This is a genomic window from Flavobacterium sp. KACC 22763 (genome assembly GCF_028736155.1).
Taxonomy (GTDB): Bacteria; Bacteroidota; Bacteroidia; order Flavobacteriales; family Flavobacteriaceae; genus Flavobacterium.
The window spans coordinates 3,046,696-3,060,878 of sequence record NZ_CP117879.1; the positions used below are offsets into that span (position 1 = coordinate 3,046,696).

Sequence of the window (14,183 nt, forward strand, 5' to 3'; positions counted from 1 at the left end):
CTCAGCATCTTAGAACCTTAGCAACTTTAAAAAAAATGAAAACAATATTAAATAAATTAATCAACCACGAAGTGCTTTCTAAAGAAGAAGCAAAACAGGTATTGATTAATATATCAAGCGGTCAGTATAATCCAAGTCAGATTTCGGCATTTTTGACTGTTTTTATGATGCGAAGCATAACAATTGATGAACTTTCGGGCTTTCGTGAAGCTTTGTTAGATTTATGTATTCGTGTCGATTTATCAGCCTATAATACAATCGATTTGTGTGGAACGGGCGGTGACGGAAAAGACACTTTCAACATTTCAACTTTAGCTTCTTTTGTTTCTGCTGGAGCAGGAATAAAAGTGGCAAAACACGGAAATTACGGAGTTTCATCTATTTCTGGATCAAGCAACGTAATGGAAAAAATGGGAATTAAATTCAGTAACGATCCTTCGTTTTTAGAAAAATGTATAGATCAGGCTGGAATCTGTGTCTTGCACGCTCCCCTATTTCACCCAGCAATGAAAAATGTTGGACCAATTAGAAAAGAACTGGCGGTAAAAACATTCTTCAATATGTTAGGCCCAATGGTAAATCCATCATTCCCACAAAATCAATTGGTTGGGGTTTTCAATTTAGAGTTGGCAAGAATGTATGCGTATTTATATCAAAACACCGATGTGAATTTTACCATCTTACATTCGCTTGACGGATATGACGAAATTTCATTAACTGGCCCGACAAAAACAATTTCTAACCACATGGAAGGAATGTTGAATCCAGAAGATTTTGGCGTTCACCTTTTATCTCAAACTGAAATCGAAGGCGGAAAAACCATCGAAGAATCAGCTGAAATCTTTACCAATATTATTTCAGGAAAAGGAAACGAAGCACAGAATAATGTAGTTTGTGCCAATGCCTCAATGGCAATTTCAACCGTTACAAAATGCTCTCCAAAAGAAGGATTTGAATTAGCAAAAGAAAGTTTATTGTCTGGAAAAGGACATCAAGCCTTAAAAAAATTACAAGAATTAAGTAAATAAAATTTTGTTTCAAGTTTCAGGTTTCAAGTTATTTTGAACGTTCTACATCTTGAAACATGAAACATGAAACGTGAAACAACACAACAATGAACATTTTAGATAAAATAATAATAGATAAAAAAAGAGAAGTTGTTCTAAAGAAATCAATTATTCCAGTTTCTCAATTGGAAGCTTCTGTATTTTTTGGAAAACAGACTATTTCTCTTAGTCAGAAATTAAAAGAAAGTAATTCTGGAATTATCGCAGAACACAAACGCCGTTCTCCTTCAAAATCAATCATCAACAATAATTTTACGGTTGAAGAAGTAGTAAAAGGTTACGAAAATGCTGGAGCTTGCGGAATCTCAGTTTTAACTGATGGAAAATATTTCGGTGGATCACTAGATGATTTACTTTTAGCAAGAGCATCAGTAAATATTCCACTTTTGCGAAAAGAATTTATTGTAGACGAATATCAGATCTTAGAAGCAAAAGCACATGGAGCCGATTTGATTTTATTAATCGCTGCGGTTTTAACTCGTGACGAAATTAAATCTTTATCTGAATTTGCCAAAAGCTTAGGTTTAGAGGTTTTGTTAGAAGTTCACAATCAAGAAGAATTAGAAAAATCAATTATGCCGACTTTAGACATGATTGGTGTGAATAACAGAAACTTAAAAACATTTGAAGTAAGTTTAGATTTTAGCAAAGAATTAGCATCTCAAATTCCAAATGATTTTGTAAAAGTATCCGAAAGCGGCATTTCATCAATTGAAGCCATCCAAGAACTAAAACCATACGGCTACAAAGGTTTCTTAATTGGAGAAAACTTCATGAAAACCGATAATGCGGGACAAGCAGCAACGGAATTTATTAGTAGAATATAATTTTGGTTTGCCACGAATTACACCAATTAACACGAATTTAATTAGTGGAAATTCGCGCAATTCGTGGCAAAAAAACACAAAACTTTGCGAACTTTTTCGCATTCATAACACAATACAATAGAAAAAAACTTAGCGCGCTTTGCGCTAAAAAAACACAACGAAATGAAACTCAAAATATGCGGTATGAAATATCCTGAAAATATTCTCGAAGTAGGCGCGCTTTTGCCTGACTATATGGGATTTATTTTCTGGGAAAAGTCCGCTAGATATTGCAACGGGAATGTTCCCGAATTGATAAAGACAATCAAAAAAATGGGCGTTTTTGTCGATCAGAGTCAGGAAGAAATTCTAGAAAAAGTCACAAAATACAATTTACAAGCCGTTCAATTACACGGAAATGAATCGGTTGAATTTTTAACGAAATTAAAAAATCAATTGCCAAAGAAAATTGAAATCATAAAAGTATTTTCTGCAGATGAAAATTTTGATTTTGAAATAATTAAGCCTTTTGAAGCGGTCAGCGATTATTTTTTGTTTGACACCAAAGGAAAACTTCCAGGAGGAAACGGAACAACTTTCGATTGGACCATATTAAAAAAATACAATTCCAAAAAACCTTTCTTTTTGAGCGGTGGCATCGGAATGAAGGAATTAAAAGCTATTGAAGAAATTTCAAAAACCAATTTACCAATCTACGCTGTCGATGTAAATAGTAAATTTGAAATTGAACCAGGGCTAAAAAATAAAAATCTATTAAGCAACTTCAAACGCAAATTTGATGTTGCCAACTTTTAAAATTTAAAAAAATGAGTTTTAACGTTAACGAAAAAGGATATTACGGAGAATTTGGAGGAGCTTATATTCCGGAAATGTTATATCCAAACGTAGAAGAATTACGCCAAAAATACTTAAGTATTATGGACGAACCTGACTTTAAAGCAGAGTTCAACCAATTGCTTAAAGATTATGTGGGACGCCCTAGTCCGTTGTATTTTGCAAAACGCTTGTCTGAAAAATACAATACCAAAGTTTATCTAAAAAGAGAAGACTTAAACCATACGGGAGCACACAAAGTAAACAACACCATTGGACAAATCTTACTTGCAAAACGTTTGGGCAAAAAAAGAATTATTGCCGAAACTGGAGCTGGTCAACACGGTGTTGCAACTGCAACAGTTTGCGCTTTAATGGGAATTGAATGCATCGTTTATATGGGCGAAATTGACATTGCACGTCAGGCACCAAACGTAGCGCGTATGAAAATGTTAGGCGCAGAAGTTCGTCCGGCACTTTCAGGTTCAAGAACTTTAAAAGATGCAACTAACGAGGCAATCCGCGATTGGATCAATAATCCTGTAGATACACATTATATTATTGGGTCTGCAATTGGACCGCATCCTTATCCTGATATGGTGACGCGTTTTCAGAGTATCATTTCAGAAGAAATCAAATGGCAGTTGAAAGAAAAAGAAGGACGCGAAAATCCTGATTACGTTGTGGCTTGTATCGGTGGAGGAAGTAATGCTGCTGGAACATACTATCACTTTTTGCATGAGCCAGAAGTTGGAATTATTGCCGTTGAAGCAGCTGGAAAAGGAGTTGATAGCGGTCATAGTGCGGCAACAAGCAAACTAGGTAAAGTTGGTGTTATACATGGCTGTAAAACGCTTTTAATGCAAACTCCTGATGGACAAATTACAGAACCGTATTCTATTTCAGCTGGATTAGATTATCCTGGAGTTGGTCCATTACATGCACATTTGGCACAAACAGGGCGCGGCGAATTTTTCTCTGTTACCGATGACGATGCTATGAATGCTGGTTTACAGCTTACAAAATTAGAAGGAATTATTCCAGCAATAGAAAGCGCACACGCGTTTGCGGTTTTAGATCAAAAAAAATTCAAACCAAGCGACATTGTTGTAATAAGTCTTTCTGGACGTGGCGATAAAGATTTAGATAATTACATTGATTACTTTAAATTGTAATAAAAGTATTAATTTGCACATCTCTAATCGCAACTATTAACGAGAAAAATATAATTATGGAAAAGTTATTCTCATACGGAACATTAAGATCGAAACAAGTTCAAATGCAGATTTTTAAAAAAGTATTAGTTGGAACTCCAGATCAGCTCTTGGGTTATAAACTAAAAAGTTTACAGATCGAAGAAGAATTTGGAATGGCAGATTATGTGGTTGCAATTGCAAGTGAAAACGCGGAAGAAAATATACATGGTGTTGTCTTTAATGTTACCAGTGCAGATTTAGCAAAAGTAGATTTATTTGAATCTAATTCGTACCGAAGAGTTCAGGTTAAACTGCAATCAGGAACAGTAGCTTGGGTTTATACCGAAAATAAATAACAAAATGATTTTAGCGGCCGCACAGACAAAACCAAAACGTGGAAATATTGCTTCAAATTTATTAGACCATTATCGGCTTATTGAATTGGCGGCACAAAATGGAGCTCAATTGATCGCTTTTCCTGAAATGTCAATTACTGGATATGAAAGAGAAAATGCTTTGGAAATGGCTTTTGCCGAAGATGATTATAGAATAGACCATCTGAAAGATTTGGCAACCGACAATAATATTGTCATTATTACTGGCGCTCCAATTTTAATTGAAGATCAGTTGTTTATTGGCGAATTTATAATTGCTCCCAACGATTCGGTTTCTATTTATACGAAACAGTTTCTGCATGAAGGCGAAGATGAATTTTTCCAATCTTCTTTTGATAATAATCCAATGGTTACGATTGAAGATCAAAATATTGCATTTGCGATTTGTGCTGATATTGATAATCCGAAACATCCTGAAAATGCAGCAAAAAATAACGCAGACATTTATATTGCGAGCATTTTCTTTTCGCCAAACGGAATTCCAAATGCATACAGAGATTTACAAAATTATGCTGAAAAACATCAAATGAATGTTCTGATGTCTAATTTCAGTGGTGAATCTTGGGGTTCACCTTCGGCTGGACAAAGCGCTTTTTGGAATAATAAAGGCGAATTAATTGCACAAATGAATGATTCTGACTCTGGATTATTGTTGGTTGAAAAACAAAATGATAATTGGATAAGTAAAATCATAACACTTTAAGTTCCTGCAAGGTTTTCAAAACCTTGTAGGTATAATTAAATTACATAAAATAAGAAACCTACAAGGTTTTGAAAACCTTGCAGGAGAAAAACATACTAAAAATGAACAGAATAACTCAAAAATTACAAGAAGATAAAAAGATCCTTTCGATCTATTTTTCTGCGGGATATCCCAACTTAAATGATACCGTGCAGATTATTCAGGATTTAGAAAAAAACGGAGTTGATTTAATCGAAATCGGACTTCCTTTCAGTGATCCTTTGGCAGACGGACCGACAATTCAGGCGAGTTCTACACAAGCGCTTCATAACGGAATGACAACCCAAATTCTTTTTGATCAGCTGAAAAACATTCGCGAAAGCGTAAAAATTCCGTTGATTATTATGGGATATTTTAATCCGATGTTACAATACGGAGTTGAAGCTTTTTGCCAGAAATGTGCCGAAATCGGAATTGACGGTTTAATTATTCCTGACCTTCCGGTTGATGTTTATGCTGATGAATACAAAGCGATTTTTGAAAAATATGGTTTGATCAATGTTTTCTTGATTACGCCACAAACTTCAGACGAAAGAATTCGTTTTATTGATAGCGTTTCAAACGGATTTATCTACATGGTAAGTTCTGCAAGCGTTACAGGATCACAATCTGGTTTTGGTGATGTTCAAGAAAGCTATTTTGAAAGAATCTCTAATCTGAATTTGAAAAATCCTCAAATTGTAGGTTTCGGAATTTCAAATAAAGAAACTTTTAATCAAGCTACAAAATATGCTAAAGGTGCTATTATTGGAAGTGCTTTTATCAAACATTTAAGCGAAAGCGGAAGTGGGAAAATTGCTGAGTTTGTTAAGGAGATTCGATAAATTATTTATATGAATTATTCATAGATCGCGTTTAAAAACAATTTTTAAATACCGTTTTTAATTTTAAGAATCTGTAAACATAACCTCTTCAAATATTTTATACCTTTGAATAAAATCAAATATTATGGATTTAGAAGCTCGCAAAATATCATTTGTACAAGAATTTCTTAGATTGCAAAATGAAGAAATAGTAAATCAGCTCGAAAATTTGCTTCATGAACAAAAAGTGCAATTATTGGATTTGGAAATGAAACCGATGAGTTTAGATCAATTTAATAATGAAATTGATCAATCTATAAATGATGTTGCTCAAGGTCGAATTACTTCAGCTAAAGATTTAAAATCAAGAATTCAAAAATGGGATTAACTGTTTACTGGACTCAATTTGCCGAGGATAAACTAACAGATATTTTTGAATATTATAAATATAAAGCTGGAATAAAAGTTGCAAAAGCATTGATAGATGGTTTAGTAGATTCTTCTCTTTCACTTGAACATAATGCTTATGGTGGCCAGAAAGAAGAACTTTTATCAGAAAGAATTCAGAATTTTAGATATTTAGTTTTTAAAAATTATAAAATTATTTACTGGATTGATGAATACAGAAATGTTGTGTATGTTACCAACGTATTTGACACCAGACAAAATCCGATCAAAATAAAATTAGACAAATAAACTCCTTAAGAGCTGAAATACTAAAGTGTTTCAGCTTTTTTATTTTAACTAATTAAAGAACAAATTAACATAAATTATCGAAAACGTCTTATGTTAATATTATGTTAAAATAAAATTAAACAAGCGTTTAAATTAAACAAGTGTTTAATTTTGCATCCGATTAGAAACAATACCATGTCACACATCGAATTGAACGATAAAAAAATTCAGATTCTTAATGTTGCAGAAAGACTTTTTTCTGAGAAAGGATTTGAGGGTACATCGATACGGGATATCTCCAAAGAGGCCAAAATTAACATTGCTATGGTCTCTTATTATTTTGGTTCAAAAGAAAGGCTACTTGAAGCTCTGATTTTTCACAAAACTGTTGATTTAAAACTACAACTCGAAAATTTATTGCAAGAAGACATAGAACCTCTTGAAAAAGTCAATAAATTAATCGAAATTTACATCAACAGAATTTGCCTTAACAAAGGGATTTACAGGGTTTTACATTTTGAACTTTATAACAAAAAGAGAGAAAAAAGCCTTCAAGCTTTTACTGAACTTAAAAAAGGAAATTTAAAATCGGTAGAAAGCATTATCAAACAAGGTCAAGCCCAAGGAGTTTTTAGAAAAGATGTTAACATCCAACTCATTACGCCTACGATTATCGGAACCTTTTTTCACTTTCACATGAATCGCTCTTTCTTCGAAGAAATATTTGATTTAAAAACAGAAGAAATGTTTAACAATTACATTAAAAACGATCTTACAAAGCACATTCAACAAACTATAAAAGCGCTACTTGTTTATGAAAATTAGTCAATTAATGCTCTTTGGAGTTTTCTTCATCGGAATATCTTCAATGGAAGCACAAGAGAAAACAAGTTTAACCTTGGGTGAGGCCGTACAAATGGCTTGGGAAAAGAGTAACGAAGTTACGCTTGCCAATACTAAGGTAAACACAAAAAAATACGAATTAAAAACCGTAAAAAACAATCAATACCCAGATCTTAAAGTTTCTGGTCAATATCAGCGTCTTACTAAAGCATCGATTGATATGCCTAATCAAGGTGAAAGTGCTTCATTAGCTTCTCCAGACAGAGCAATGCTTGGAATGGCAAACTTAAGTCTTCCTATTTTTGCTGGATTTAAAATTCAAAATAGCATTGATGCCTATGAAGGAATGTACGAAGCAGAAACGGCTAATGCTGCAAAAACTAAAGAAGATGTTGCTTTAAAAGCAATCACTTATTATACAGCATTGTACAAGGCTCAAAAAACTTTAGATGTCTTAAACGAAAATCAAAAAAGCGCAAAACAGCGTGTTACTGATTTTACAGAGTTGGAGAAAAACGGAATTATCCCGAGAAATGATTTGTTGAAAGCGCAATTATTAGTTTCAAAAACACAATTATCTATTGATGAAGCTAATAATAACATCAATAACATCAACTTTTATCTGACTACTTTACTGAAATTAGATCCAAATGTAAAAATTCAGGTAAATGAAGAAGATTTCTTTAATCTTAAGACAAGCAATTCTATAACATCTGATGCTGTTGCACTTGAAAGCAGAAAAGATTTAGAAGCAATAAGATTGCAAAGCAAAGCTTCAGAAGCTAATGTAAAAATTGCAAAAGCTGGATATTACCCTTCAATTTCACTTTTAGGCGGCTATACTGCATTTGACCTAAAAGACATTGTAACTGTAAAATACGCAATGAACTTTGGAATCGGATTATCTTATGATTTATCAGGAATTCTAAAAAATAATGTTCACGTAAAAGAAGCAGAAAGCAAAGCTTTGGAAGTAAAAAATACCGAAGCAATTATGACAGACCGCATTAAAGTAGAGGTTCAAAAATCTATTGAAGATTATGACCTTGCAATTAATCAAAGTGTGGTTTATGAAGAAGCATTACAACAAGCAGCCGAAAACTATAGATTAGTAAAAGATAAATTTGACAATGGTTTATCTGACACTAATGATTTGGTAGAAGCAGATGTAGAGCATTTAAATGCCAAAATTCAAACTGCTTTATCTAAAGCAACCATTATTCAAAAATATTACGAATTACTTTCAGTATCAGGACAATTATCACAATCATTCAATCTTTCTAAAATATAATCGATAGCTCTCATGGAAAAGAAAAAAACAAATAAAAAATTCATCATCATACTTGCAGTTCTGATTTTAGGAGGCGGAACTTACGGAATATCTAAATACCTACACGGCCAAGCTCACGAAGAAACTGATGATGCTCAGATCGAAAAAAGAATGAATCCGATTATTCCTAGGGTTTCAGGATATATCAGCAAAGTTTATGTGAAAGATAATGATTATGTAAAAAAAGGAGATACTTTATTTACTATCGACAAGAGAGATTATCAATTAAAAATTGATGAAGCTAACGCTGCATTATTGGGAGCTGAAGGGCAATTTGAAGCTGCAAAAGCAGATATTGGAAGTGCTTACGCAAGCATCTCTGTTTCTGATGCTCAAATGAGATCTGCAAGCGGTTCTATCGAAAGTGCTAGAATTAGATTGAGACAGCTTACAAATGATTATAACCGTTACAATAACTTGTACAAAACGCACACGATTACAAAACAGCAATACGAGCAAGCTTTAACTGCAAAAGAAGAAGCTGAAAACCAAGTACGCGTTTTAGAACAACAGCAAAAAGCTACTTCATACCAAAAATCGGTTATTCAATCAAAATCTAAAGTTTCTGATAAACAGACAGAAGTTGCTGCTGCAAACATCAAAAAAGCAAAAACAATGCTTGATGTTGCGCACTTAAACCTTTCTTATACAGTAGTTACAGCTGCAATTGACGGTCAGGTTTCTAAAGTTGATATTCAGCCAGGACAATTGGTTCAGCCAGGACAATCTTTATTTTACATCATCAACAATAATGAAGCTTGGGTTGTAGCTAACTTTAAAGAAACACAATTGAACAAAATGGTTGTGGGTCAAAAAGTAAGCTTAAAAGTAGATGCATATCCAAACTATGAGTTTAAAGGAACTGTATCTTCTTTCTCTCCTGCAACAGGATCTCGTTTTTCATTATTGCCTCCTGATAATGCAACAGGAAACTTCGTAAAAACAATTCAGAGATTACCAGTAAAAATTACCATAGACGAATCTAACGATCCTGAAAAAGTGAAACTTTTAAGACCAGGTATGAACGTTGACGTAGATGTACATTTGAAATAAGATAAATGGCTACAGCAGTACAAGACGACGATTTAGTAGAATACGGTTTCAGACGTGTTATCATTACGATTACAGCAGTACTTTGCGCACTGCTGGAAATTGTTGATACGACGATTGTTAACGTAGCGCTGACAGACATGCGCGGGAGTCTTGGTGCAACCTTGACCGATGTGGCATGGGTAATTACAGCATACGCAATTGCGAATGTTATTGTAATTCCGATGACGAGCTGGCTATCGCAGCAATTTGGAAGACGTAATTATTTTGTGGCTTCCATTATAATATTTACGGTCTGTTCTTTTTTGTGTGGTAATGCCACAAATATTTGGGAACTTGTAGCTTTCCGTTTCGTACAAGGTATGGGTGGTGGAGCATTACTAGTAACAGCCCAAACGATTATTACAGAAAGTTATCCAGTAGCAAAACGTGGAATGGCGCAGGCTATTTACGGAATGGGTGTAATTGTTGGTCCAACTCTTGGTCCGCCTTTGGGAGGATACTTAGTAGATAACTATTCTTGGCCTTATATTTTCTATATCAATATTCCGTTGGGAATTATTGCTACTATTTTGGCTTTAACTTTTGTTAGAAGTCCGAAATATGGGGAAAAATTAAAAGCCAATCAGGTTGACTGGTGGGGAATTATATTGTTGACTGCCTTTATCGGTTCTTTACAATTCGTATTAGAACACGGACAGCAAGACGACTGGTTTAATGACTCTACGATTGTAACCTTGAGTGTTGTTACTGTTCTTGGTTTGGTTCTTTTTATTTGGAGAGAGCTTACCTATGAATATCCAATTGTAAACCTAAGCGTTCTAAAAGACGGAAACTTAAGAATTGGAACCATTATGTGTTTTATTCTTGGTTTCGGATTATATGGTTCTACTTTAATCATCCCAATTTATACGCAGTCAATTTTAGGATGGACGGCAACTGATGCAGGTTTATTGTTGATTCCAGGATCTATTACAACGGCTATTATGATGCCATTTGTGGGAAATATGATTCAGAAAGGTGTGCCTCAAGGCTATATGGTTGGAGTAGGATTTTTAATTTTTTTCTTCTTTACCTTTATGATGTACAGCCGTATGACGCCTGACACGGGAGTTGAACACATGTATTGGCCATTAATTTTGAGAGGAATTGGTTTAGGATTACTTTTCGTTCCTATTACAACACTTTCTCTTTCAACTTTAAAAGGAAAACAAATTGGTGAAGGAGCTGCATTTACCGGAATGATGCGTCAGTTAGGCGGGTCTTTTGGTATTGCAATTATCACTACTTTTATCACACGTTTCAGCCAGTCGCACAGAGTAGATTTAATTAACAACCTAGATCCTGCCAAATTTGATGTGCAGCAGCGAATTGCAGGAATGCAGCACGCCTTTATGGCAAAAGGATATAGCGCAGATGTTGCTTTGAAAAAAGCTTATCAAGCTATAGAATATTCTGTAATGAAGCAAAGCACTGTAATGGCTTATATGGATATCTTCCTTTATCTAGGAATCATGTTTTTATGTTGCATACCGATTATTCTCTTTATCAAAAAAGGGAAGAACAAAATTAGTGCAGCCGACGCAATGCATTAATAATAATAGATTTATAATACGCAGAAACGCCGAATTCATCATTTAGAATTCGGCGTTTATTTTTTATAGTCACAGTTCTCAGTGGCAGTTTTCAGTTTATAAACTTTGCGTTTTTTTGCGCTCTCTGCGTTAAAAAACTTAGAATCTTAGTATCTCAGAACCTTAGCATCTTTAAAAAAATCTATCTTGTAAAAACCAAGTGATTCCCTTTAGAAAGATTGGCATCAAACTGATATCCTTCGTAATTAAAACCTTTTAAGTCATCGATAGTTTCTGCGTTGGTATCAATAATATAACGCACCATCATCCCTCTCGCCTTTTTGGCAAAGAAACTGATCATTTTTAGTTTTCCGTCTTTGTAATCTTTAAAATCTGGTGTGATAACAGGAACTTTTAATGCTTTTACATCAACAGCAGAGAAATATTCATTACTCGCTAAATTCACGAATAATTCATCTTTTTTCAATTCTTTGTTTAAAGCTTTAGTCACAACAGGTTTCCAGAATTCGTGCAAATTTTTATATTCACCAACAGGCATTTTAGTTCCCATTTCCAAACGATACGCTTGCATTAAATCAAGTGGTTTTAAAAGACCGTAAAGACCCGATAAAATTCTAAGTTTATCTTGCAAAACATCTAATTTTTCTAAGGGAATTGTATAAGCGTCTAAACCTGTATACACATCGCCATCAAAAGTATAAACCGCTGGTCGCGCATTTTCGGGCGTGAAAGGCGTTTTCCAATCCTGATTACGTTTCCAGTTTAAATCGGCTAGTTTGTCTGAAATAGACATTAATTCTGACAATTCAGCTGGCTTTTTTGTTTTTACTACTTTATGAACCACTCTTGCTTCTTTTAAAAATGAAGGTTCAGTATATTGAGATGTTGGTAATTCTTTTTCGAAATTCAGTGATTTCGCAGGAGATATAACAATTTTCATGTGTGTTTTTTTCTATGTTTCAAAAATACAAATTGAATTTCTAAAAACAGATTATAGCAATTGATTTGTTTTATGGGGGTATAGATTTTTTTCTGCCACGAATTGCACGAATTTCTACAAATTATTCTTTTGCGCAAATTGTTATATTTTTTTGCCACAGATTAAAATGATTTACACAGATTTTCTTAATCTATTACTATTTTTTTTCTGCCACGAATTGCACAAATTTTCACTAATTAAAAATCTTTTTTAATCCTTTTAATCTGTGGCAGAAAAAATAAATTCGTGAAAATTCGTGAAATTCGTGGCAGCCCTTTCTCAATTCATAAAAATCAATGCAACAAAATGTGAAATTGTTCAAAAAAGTGAGCTCTAGATTATAATAGGCATTTTCTATGTTGTAAATTTGCATGCATTTCATTTCTTAGAAATTTGAAATTGCATTTTTACTCAATAATTAGTGAATTCGTGGCGATACAAACAAACTATAAAACTGCTTTACAAAACAAAATCTTCGATATCATTTCGAAAGCTTCTCAGGAATTAAATGTTGACTCTTATGTGATAGGAGGATTTGTTCGTGATTTGCTTTTAAACCGAGGTTCTAAAAAAGACATTGATGTAGTGGCTGTTGGAAGCGGCATCGAATTGGCTCTTAAAGTTTCAGATTTACTTCCGAATAAACCAAAAGTTCAGGTTTTTAAAACGTATGGAACAGCAATGCTTCGTTTTGAAGATACAGATATCGAATTTGTTGGCGCGCGAAAAGAATCTTATAACCGAGACAGTCGAAATCCGATTGTAGAAAACGGAACTTTGCAAGACGATCAAAATCGTCGTGATTTTACCATCAATGCATTGGCTTTATCATTAAATTCAACTAATTTCGGAGATCTTCTAGATCCGTTTGACGGATTAACCGATTTAGAAAATAAAACAATCAAAACGCCTTTGGATCCAGACATTACCTATTCTGATGATCCTTTGCGAATGTTGCGCGCCATTCGTTTTGCCACTCAATTGAATTTTGAAATCGAAGAAAATTCACTAAACGCTATCACAAAAAATGCTGAACGTATTAAAATTATTTCTGGCGAAAGAATCGTTGATGAGTTAAACAAAATTCTCATGACCGATAAACCTTCAACTGGATTTTTACTTTTATACAAAACTGGGCTTTTAGATTTAATCTTACCAGAATTAACAGCGTTGAATCAGGTAGAAGAAATTGAAGGTCATACACATAAAAATAATTTTTACCATACGCTAGAAGTCGTTGATAATATTTGTCCAAATACAGATGATGTTTGGTTGCGATGGTCGGCATTATTGCATGATATTGGAAAAGCACCAACAAAACGTTTCACTAAAAAACAAGGATGGACATTTCACGGACATGAGTTTCTGGGCGGAAAAATGGCTAAGAAAATCTTCGAACGTTTGCACATGCCATTAAACCACAAAATGAAATTCGTTCAAAAAATGGTTATCATGAGTTCACGTCCGATTGTTTTGGCGCAGGATATTGTAACCGATAGCGCAGTTCGCCGTTTAGTTTTTGATGCTGGCGAAGATGTAGAAAACTTAATGACTTTATGCGAGGCAGATATCACAACCAAAAATCCATCAAAATTCAAAAAATATCATAAAAACTTCGAGCTTGTCCGCAAGAAAATTGTGGAAGTCGAAGAACGCGATCATGTTCGTAATTTTCAACCGCCAATTTCTGGCGAAGAAATTATGGAAATATTTGATTTGAAGCCTTCTCGCGAAATCGGAATTTTAAAAGAAGCGGTAAAAGAAGCAATTTTGGAAGGCGTTATACCGAATGAATATCAGGCCGCTTATGATTTTGTAATTAAGAGAGCTGAAAAATTAGGCTTAAAAAAAGTTGAGAAATAAGTATT

General features: G+C 33.9%; 15 protein-coding genes. 14 read left to right on the plus strand and 1 reads right to left on the minus strand.

The genetic code is table 11. The annotated features are described in order from the left end of the window. Positions 1 to 35: 35 nt before the first annotated feature. The 13 genes from trpD (at position 36) to PQ463_RS12290 (ending at position 11,336) form a co-directional block, all read left to right on the plus strand. Positions 36 to 1,028, plus strand: coding sequence for an anthranilate phosphoribosyltransferase (gene trpD / locus PQ463_RS12230; protein WP_274253955.1), 993 nt, complete (start codon positions 36 to 38; stop codon positions 1,026 to 1,028). Positions 1,029 to 1,114: 86 nt separating this feature from the next. Beyond that, on the plus strand, positions 1,115 to 1,894 hold the full coding sequence (trpC, locus tag PQ463_RS12235; protein ID WP_274253956.1) for an indole-3-glycerol phosphate synthase TrpC: 780 nt from the start codon (positions 1,115 to 1,117) through the stop codon (positions 1,892 to 1,894). 162 nt (positions 1,895 to 2,056) lie between these two features. After that, positions 2,057 to 2,689: a phosphoribosylanthranilate isomerase gene (locus tag PQ463_RS12240; protein ID WP_274253957.1), complete on the plus strand. Its 633-nt coding sequence runs from the start codon at positions 2,057 to 2,059 to the stop codon at positions 2,687 to 2,689. Between the two features lie 11 nt (positions 2,690 to 2,700). Continuing rightward, complete coding sequence (gene trpB, locus PQ463_RS12245) at positions 2,701 to 3,882, plus strand: tryptophan synthase subunit beta (protein ID WP_091133505.1); 1,182 nt, start codon at positions 2,701 to 2,703, stop codon at positions 3,880 to 3,882. A gap of 56 nt (positions 3,883 to 3,938) precedes the next feature. Further along, positions 3,939 to 4,259 (plus strand): gamma-glutamylcyclotransferase family protein, encoded by a 321-nt coding sequence (locus PQ463_RS12250; RefSeq protein WP_274253958.1) that lies wholly within the window; start codon positions 3,939 to 3,941, stop codon positions 4,257 to 4,259. 4 nt (positions 4,260 to 4,263) lie between these two features. Further along, entirely contained in the window at positions 4,264 to 5,001 is a 738-nt protein-coding gene (locus PQ463_RS12255) for a carbon-nitrogen hydrolase family protein (protein WP_274253959.1), read from the plus strand. A 101-nt stretch (positions 5,002 to 5,102) separates the two neighbouring features. Beyond that, positions 5,103 to 5,864, plus strand: a complete 762-nt coding sequence (trpA, locus tag PQ463_RS12260) for a tryptophan synthase subunit alpha (protein ID WP_274253961.1) — start codon at positions 5,103 to 5,105, stop codon at positions 5,862 to 5,864. 124 nt (positions 5,865 to 5,988) lie between these two features. Next, positions 5,989 to 6,231 (plus strand): hypothetical protein, encoded by a 243-nt coding sequence (locus PQ463_RS12265; RefSeq protein WP_274253962.1) that lies wholly within the window; start codon positions 5,989 to 5,991, stop codon positions 6,229 to 6,231. Continuing rightward, complete coding sequence (locus PQ463_RS12270; protein ID WP_274253963.1) at positions 6,222 to 6,539, plus strand: type II toxin-antitoxin system RelE/ParE family toxin; 318 nt, start codon at positions 6,222 to 6,224, stop codon at positions 6,537 to 6,539. The genes PQ463_RS12265 and PQ463_RS12270 overlap by 10 nt, the downstream gene beginning before the upstream one ends. Positions 6,540 to 6,713: 174 nt before the next feature. Beyond that, the gene (locus tag PQ463_RS12275) at positions 6,714 to 7,343 is read left to right on the plus strand and encodes a TetR/AcrR family transcriptional regulator (protein ID WP_066033843.1); all 630 of its coding nucleotides are present in this window, start codon (positions 6,714 to 6,716) and stop codon (positions 7,341 to 7,343) included. Further along, positions 7,333 to 8,652, plus strand: coding sequence for a TolC family protein (locus tag PQ463_RS12280; protein WP_274253964.1), 1,320 nt, complete (start codon positions 7,333 to 7,335; stop codon positions 8,650 to 8,652). The genes PQ463_RS12275 and PQ463_RS12280 overlap by 11 nt, the downstream gene beginning before the upstream one ends. A 12-nt stretch (positions 8,653 to 8,664) precedes the next feature. Further along, on the plus strand, positions 8,665 to 9,744 hold the full coding sequence (locus PQ463_RS12285) for an HlyD family secretion protein (RefSeq protein ID WP_111378278.1): 1,080 nt from the start codon (positions 8,665 to 8,667) through the stop codon (positions 9,742 to 9,744). 5 nt (positions 9,745 to 9,749) lie between these two features. After that, positions 9,750 to 11,336 (plus strand): MDR family MFS transporter, encoded by a 1,587-nt coding sequence (locus PQ463_RS12290; RefSeq protein ID WP_111426580.1) that lies wholly within the window; start codon positions 9,750 to 9,752, stop codon positions 11,334 to 11,336. 181 nt (positions 11,337 to 11,517) lie between these two features. On the opposite strand, the gene yaaA is transcribed toward PQ463_RS12290, so the two are convergent. Then, positions 11,518 to 12,276, minus strand: a complete 759-nt coding sequence (gene yaaA, locus PQ463_RS12295; RefSeq protein ID WP_274253965.1) for a peroxide stress protein YaaA — start codon at positions 12,274 to 12,276, stop codon at positions 11,518 to 11,520. A 468-nt stretch (positions 12,277 to 12,744) separates the two neighbouring features. Between yaaA and PQ463_RS12300 the strand changes: the two genes are divergently transcribed. Beyond that, the gene (locus tag PQ463_RS12300; protein WP_274253966.1) at positions 12,745 to 14,178 is read left to right on the plus strand and encodes a CCA tRNA nucleotidyltransferase; all 1,434 of its coding nucleotides are present in this window, start codon (positions 12,745 to 12,747) and stop codon (positions 14,176 to 14,178) included. Positions 14,179 to 14,183: the final 5 nt, after the last annotated feature.

Coding starts and splice junctions, on each gene's coding strand:
- PQ463_RS12240 (WP_274253957.1), top strand. CDS start 2,057: ATGAAACTCAAAATATGCGGTATGAAATATCCTGAAAATATTCTCGAA.
- PQ463_RS12275 (WP_066033843.1), top strand. CDS start 6,714: ATGTCACACATCGAATTGAACGATAAAAAAATTCAGATTCTTAATGTT.
- PQ463_RS12280 (WP_274253964.1), top strand. CDS start 7,333: ATGAAAATTAGTCAATTAATGCTCTTTGGAGTTTTCTTCATCGGAATA.
- PQ463_RS12285 (WP_111378278.1), top strand. CDS start 8,665: ATGGAAAAGAAAAAAACAAATAAAAAATTCATCATCATACTTGCAGTT.
- trpC (WP_274253956.1), top strand. CDS start 1,115: ATGAACATTTTAGATAAAATAATAATAGATAAAAAAAGAGAAGTTGTT.
- trpB (WP_091133505.1), top strand. CDS start 2,701: ATGAGTTTTAACGTTAACGAAAAAGGATATTACGGAGAATTTGGAGGA.
- trpA (WP_274253961.1), top strand. CDS start 5,103: ATGAACAGAATAACTCAAAAATTACAAGAAGATAAAAAGATCCTTTCG.
- PQ463_RS12270 (WP_274253963.1), top strand. CDS start 6,222: ATGGGATTAACTGTTTACTGGACTCAATTTGCCGAGGATAAACTAACA.
- PQ463_RS12265 (WP_274253962.1), top strand. CDS start 5,989: ATGGATTTAGAAGCTCGCAAAATATCATTTGTACAAGAATTTCTTAGA.
- yaaA (WP_274253965.1), bottom strand. CDS start 12,276: ATGAAAATTGTTATATCTCCTGCGAAATCACTGAATTTCGAAAAAGAA.
- PQ463_RS12255 (WP_274253959.1), top strand. CDS start 4,264: ATGATTTTAGCGGCCGCACAGACAAAACCAAAACGTGGAAATATTGCT.
- PQ463_RS12290 (WP_111426580.1), top strand. CDS start 9,750: ATGGCTACAGCAGTACAAGACGACGATTTAGTAGAATACGGTTTCAGA.
- PQ463_RS12250 (WP_274253958.1), top strand. CDS start 3,939: ATGGAAAAGTTATTCTCATACGGAACATTAAGATCGAAACAAGTTCAA.
- trpD (WP_274253955.1), top strand. CDS start 36: ATGAAAACAATATTAAATAAATTAATCAACCACGAAGTGCTTTCTAAA.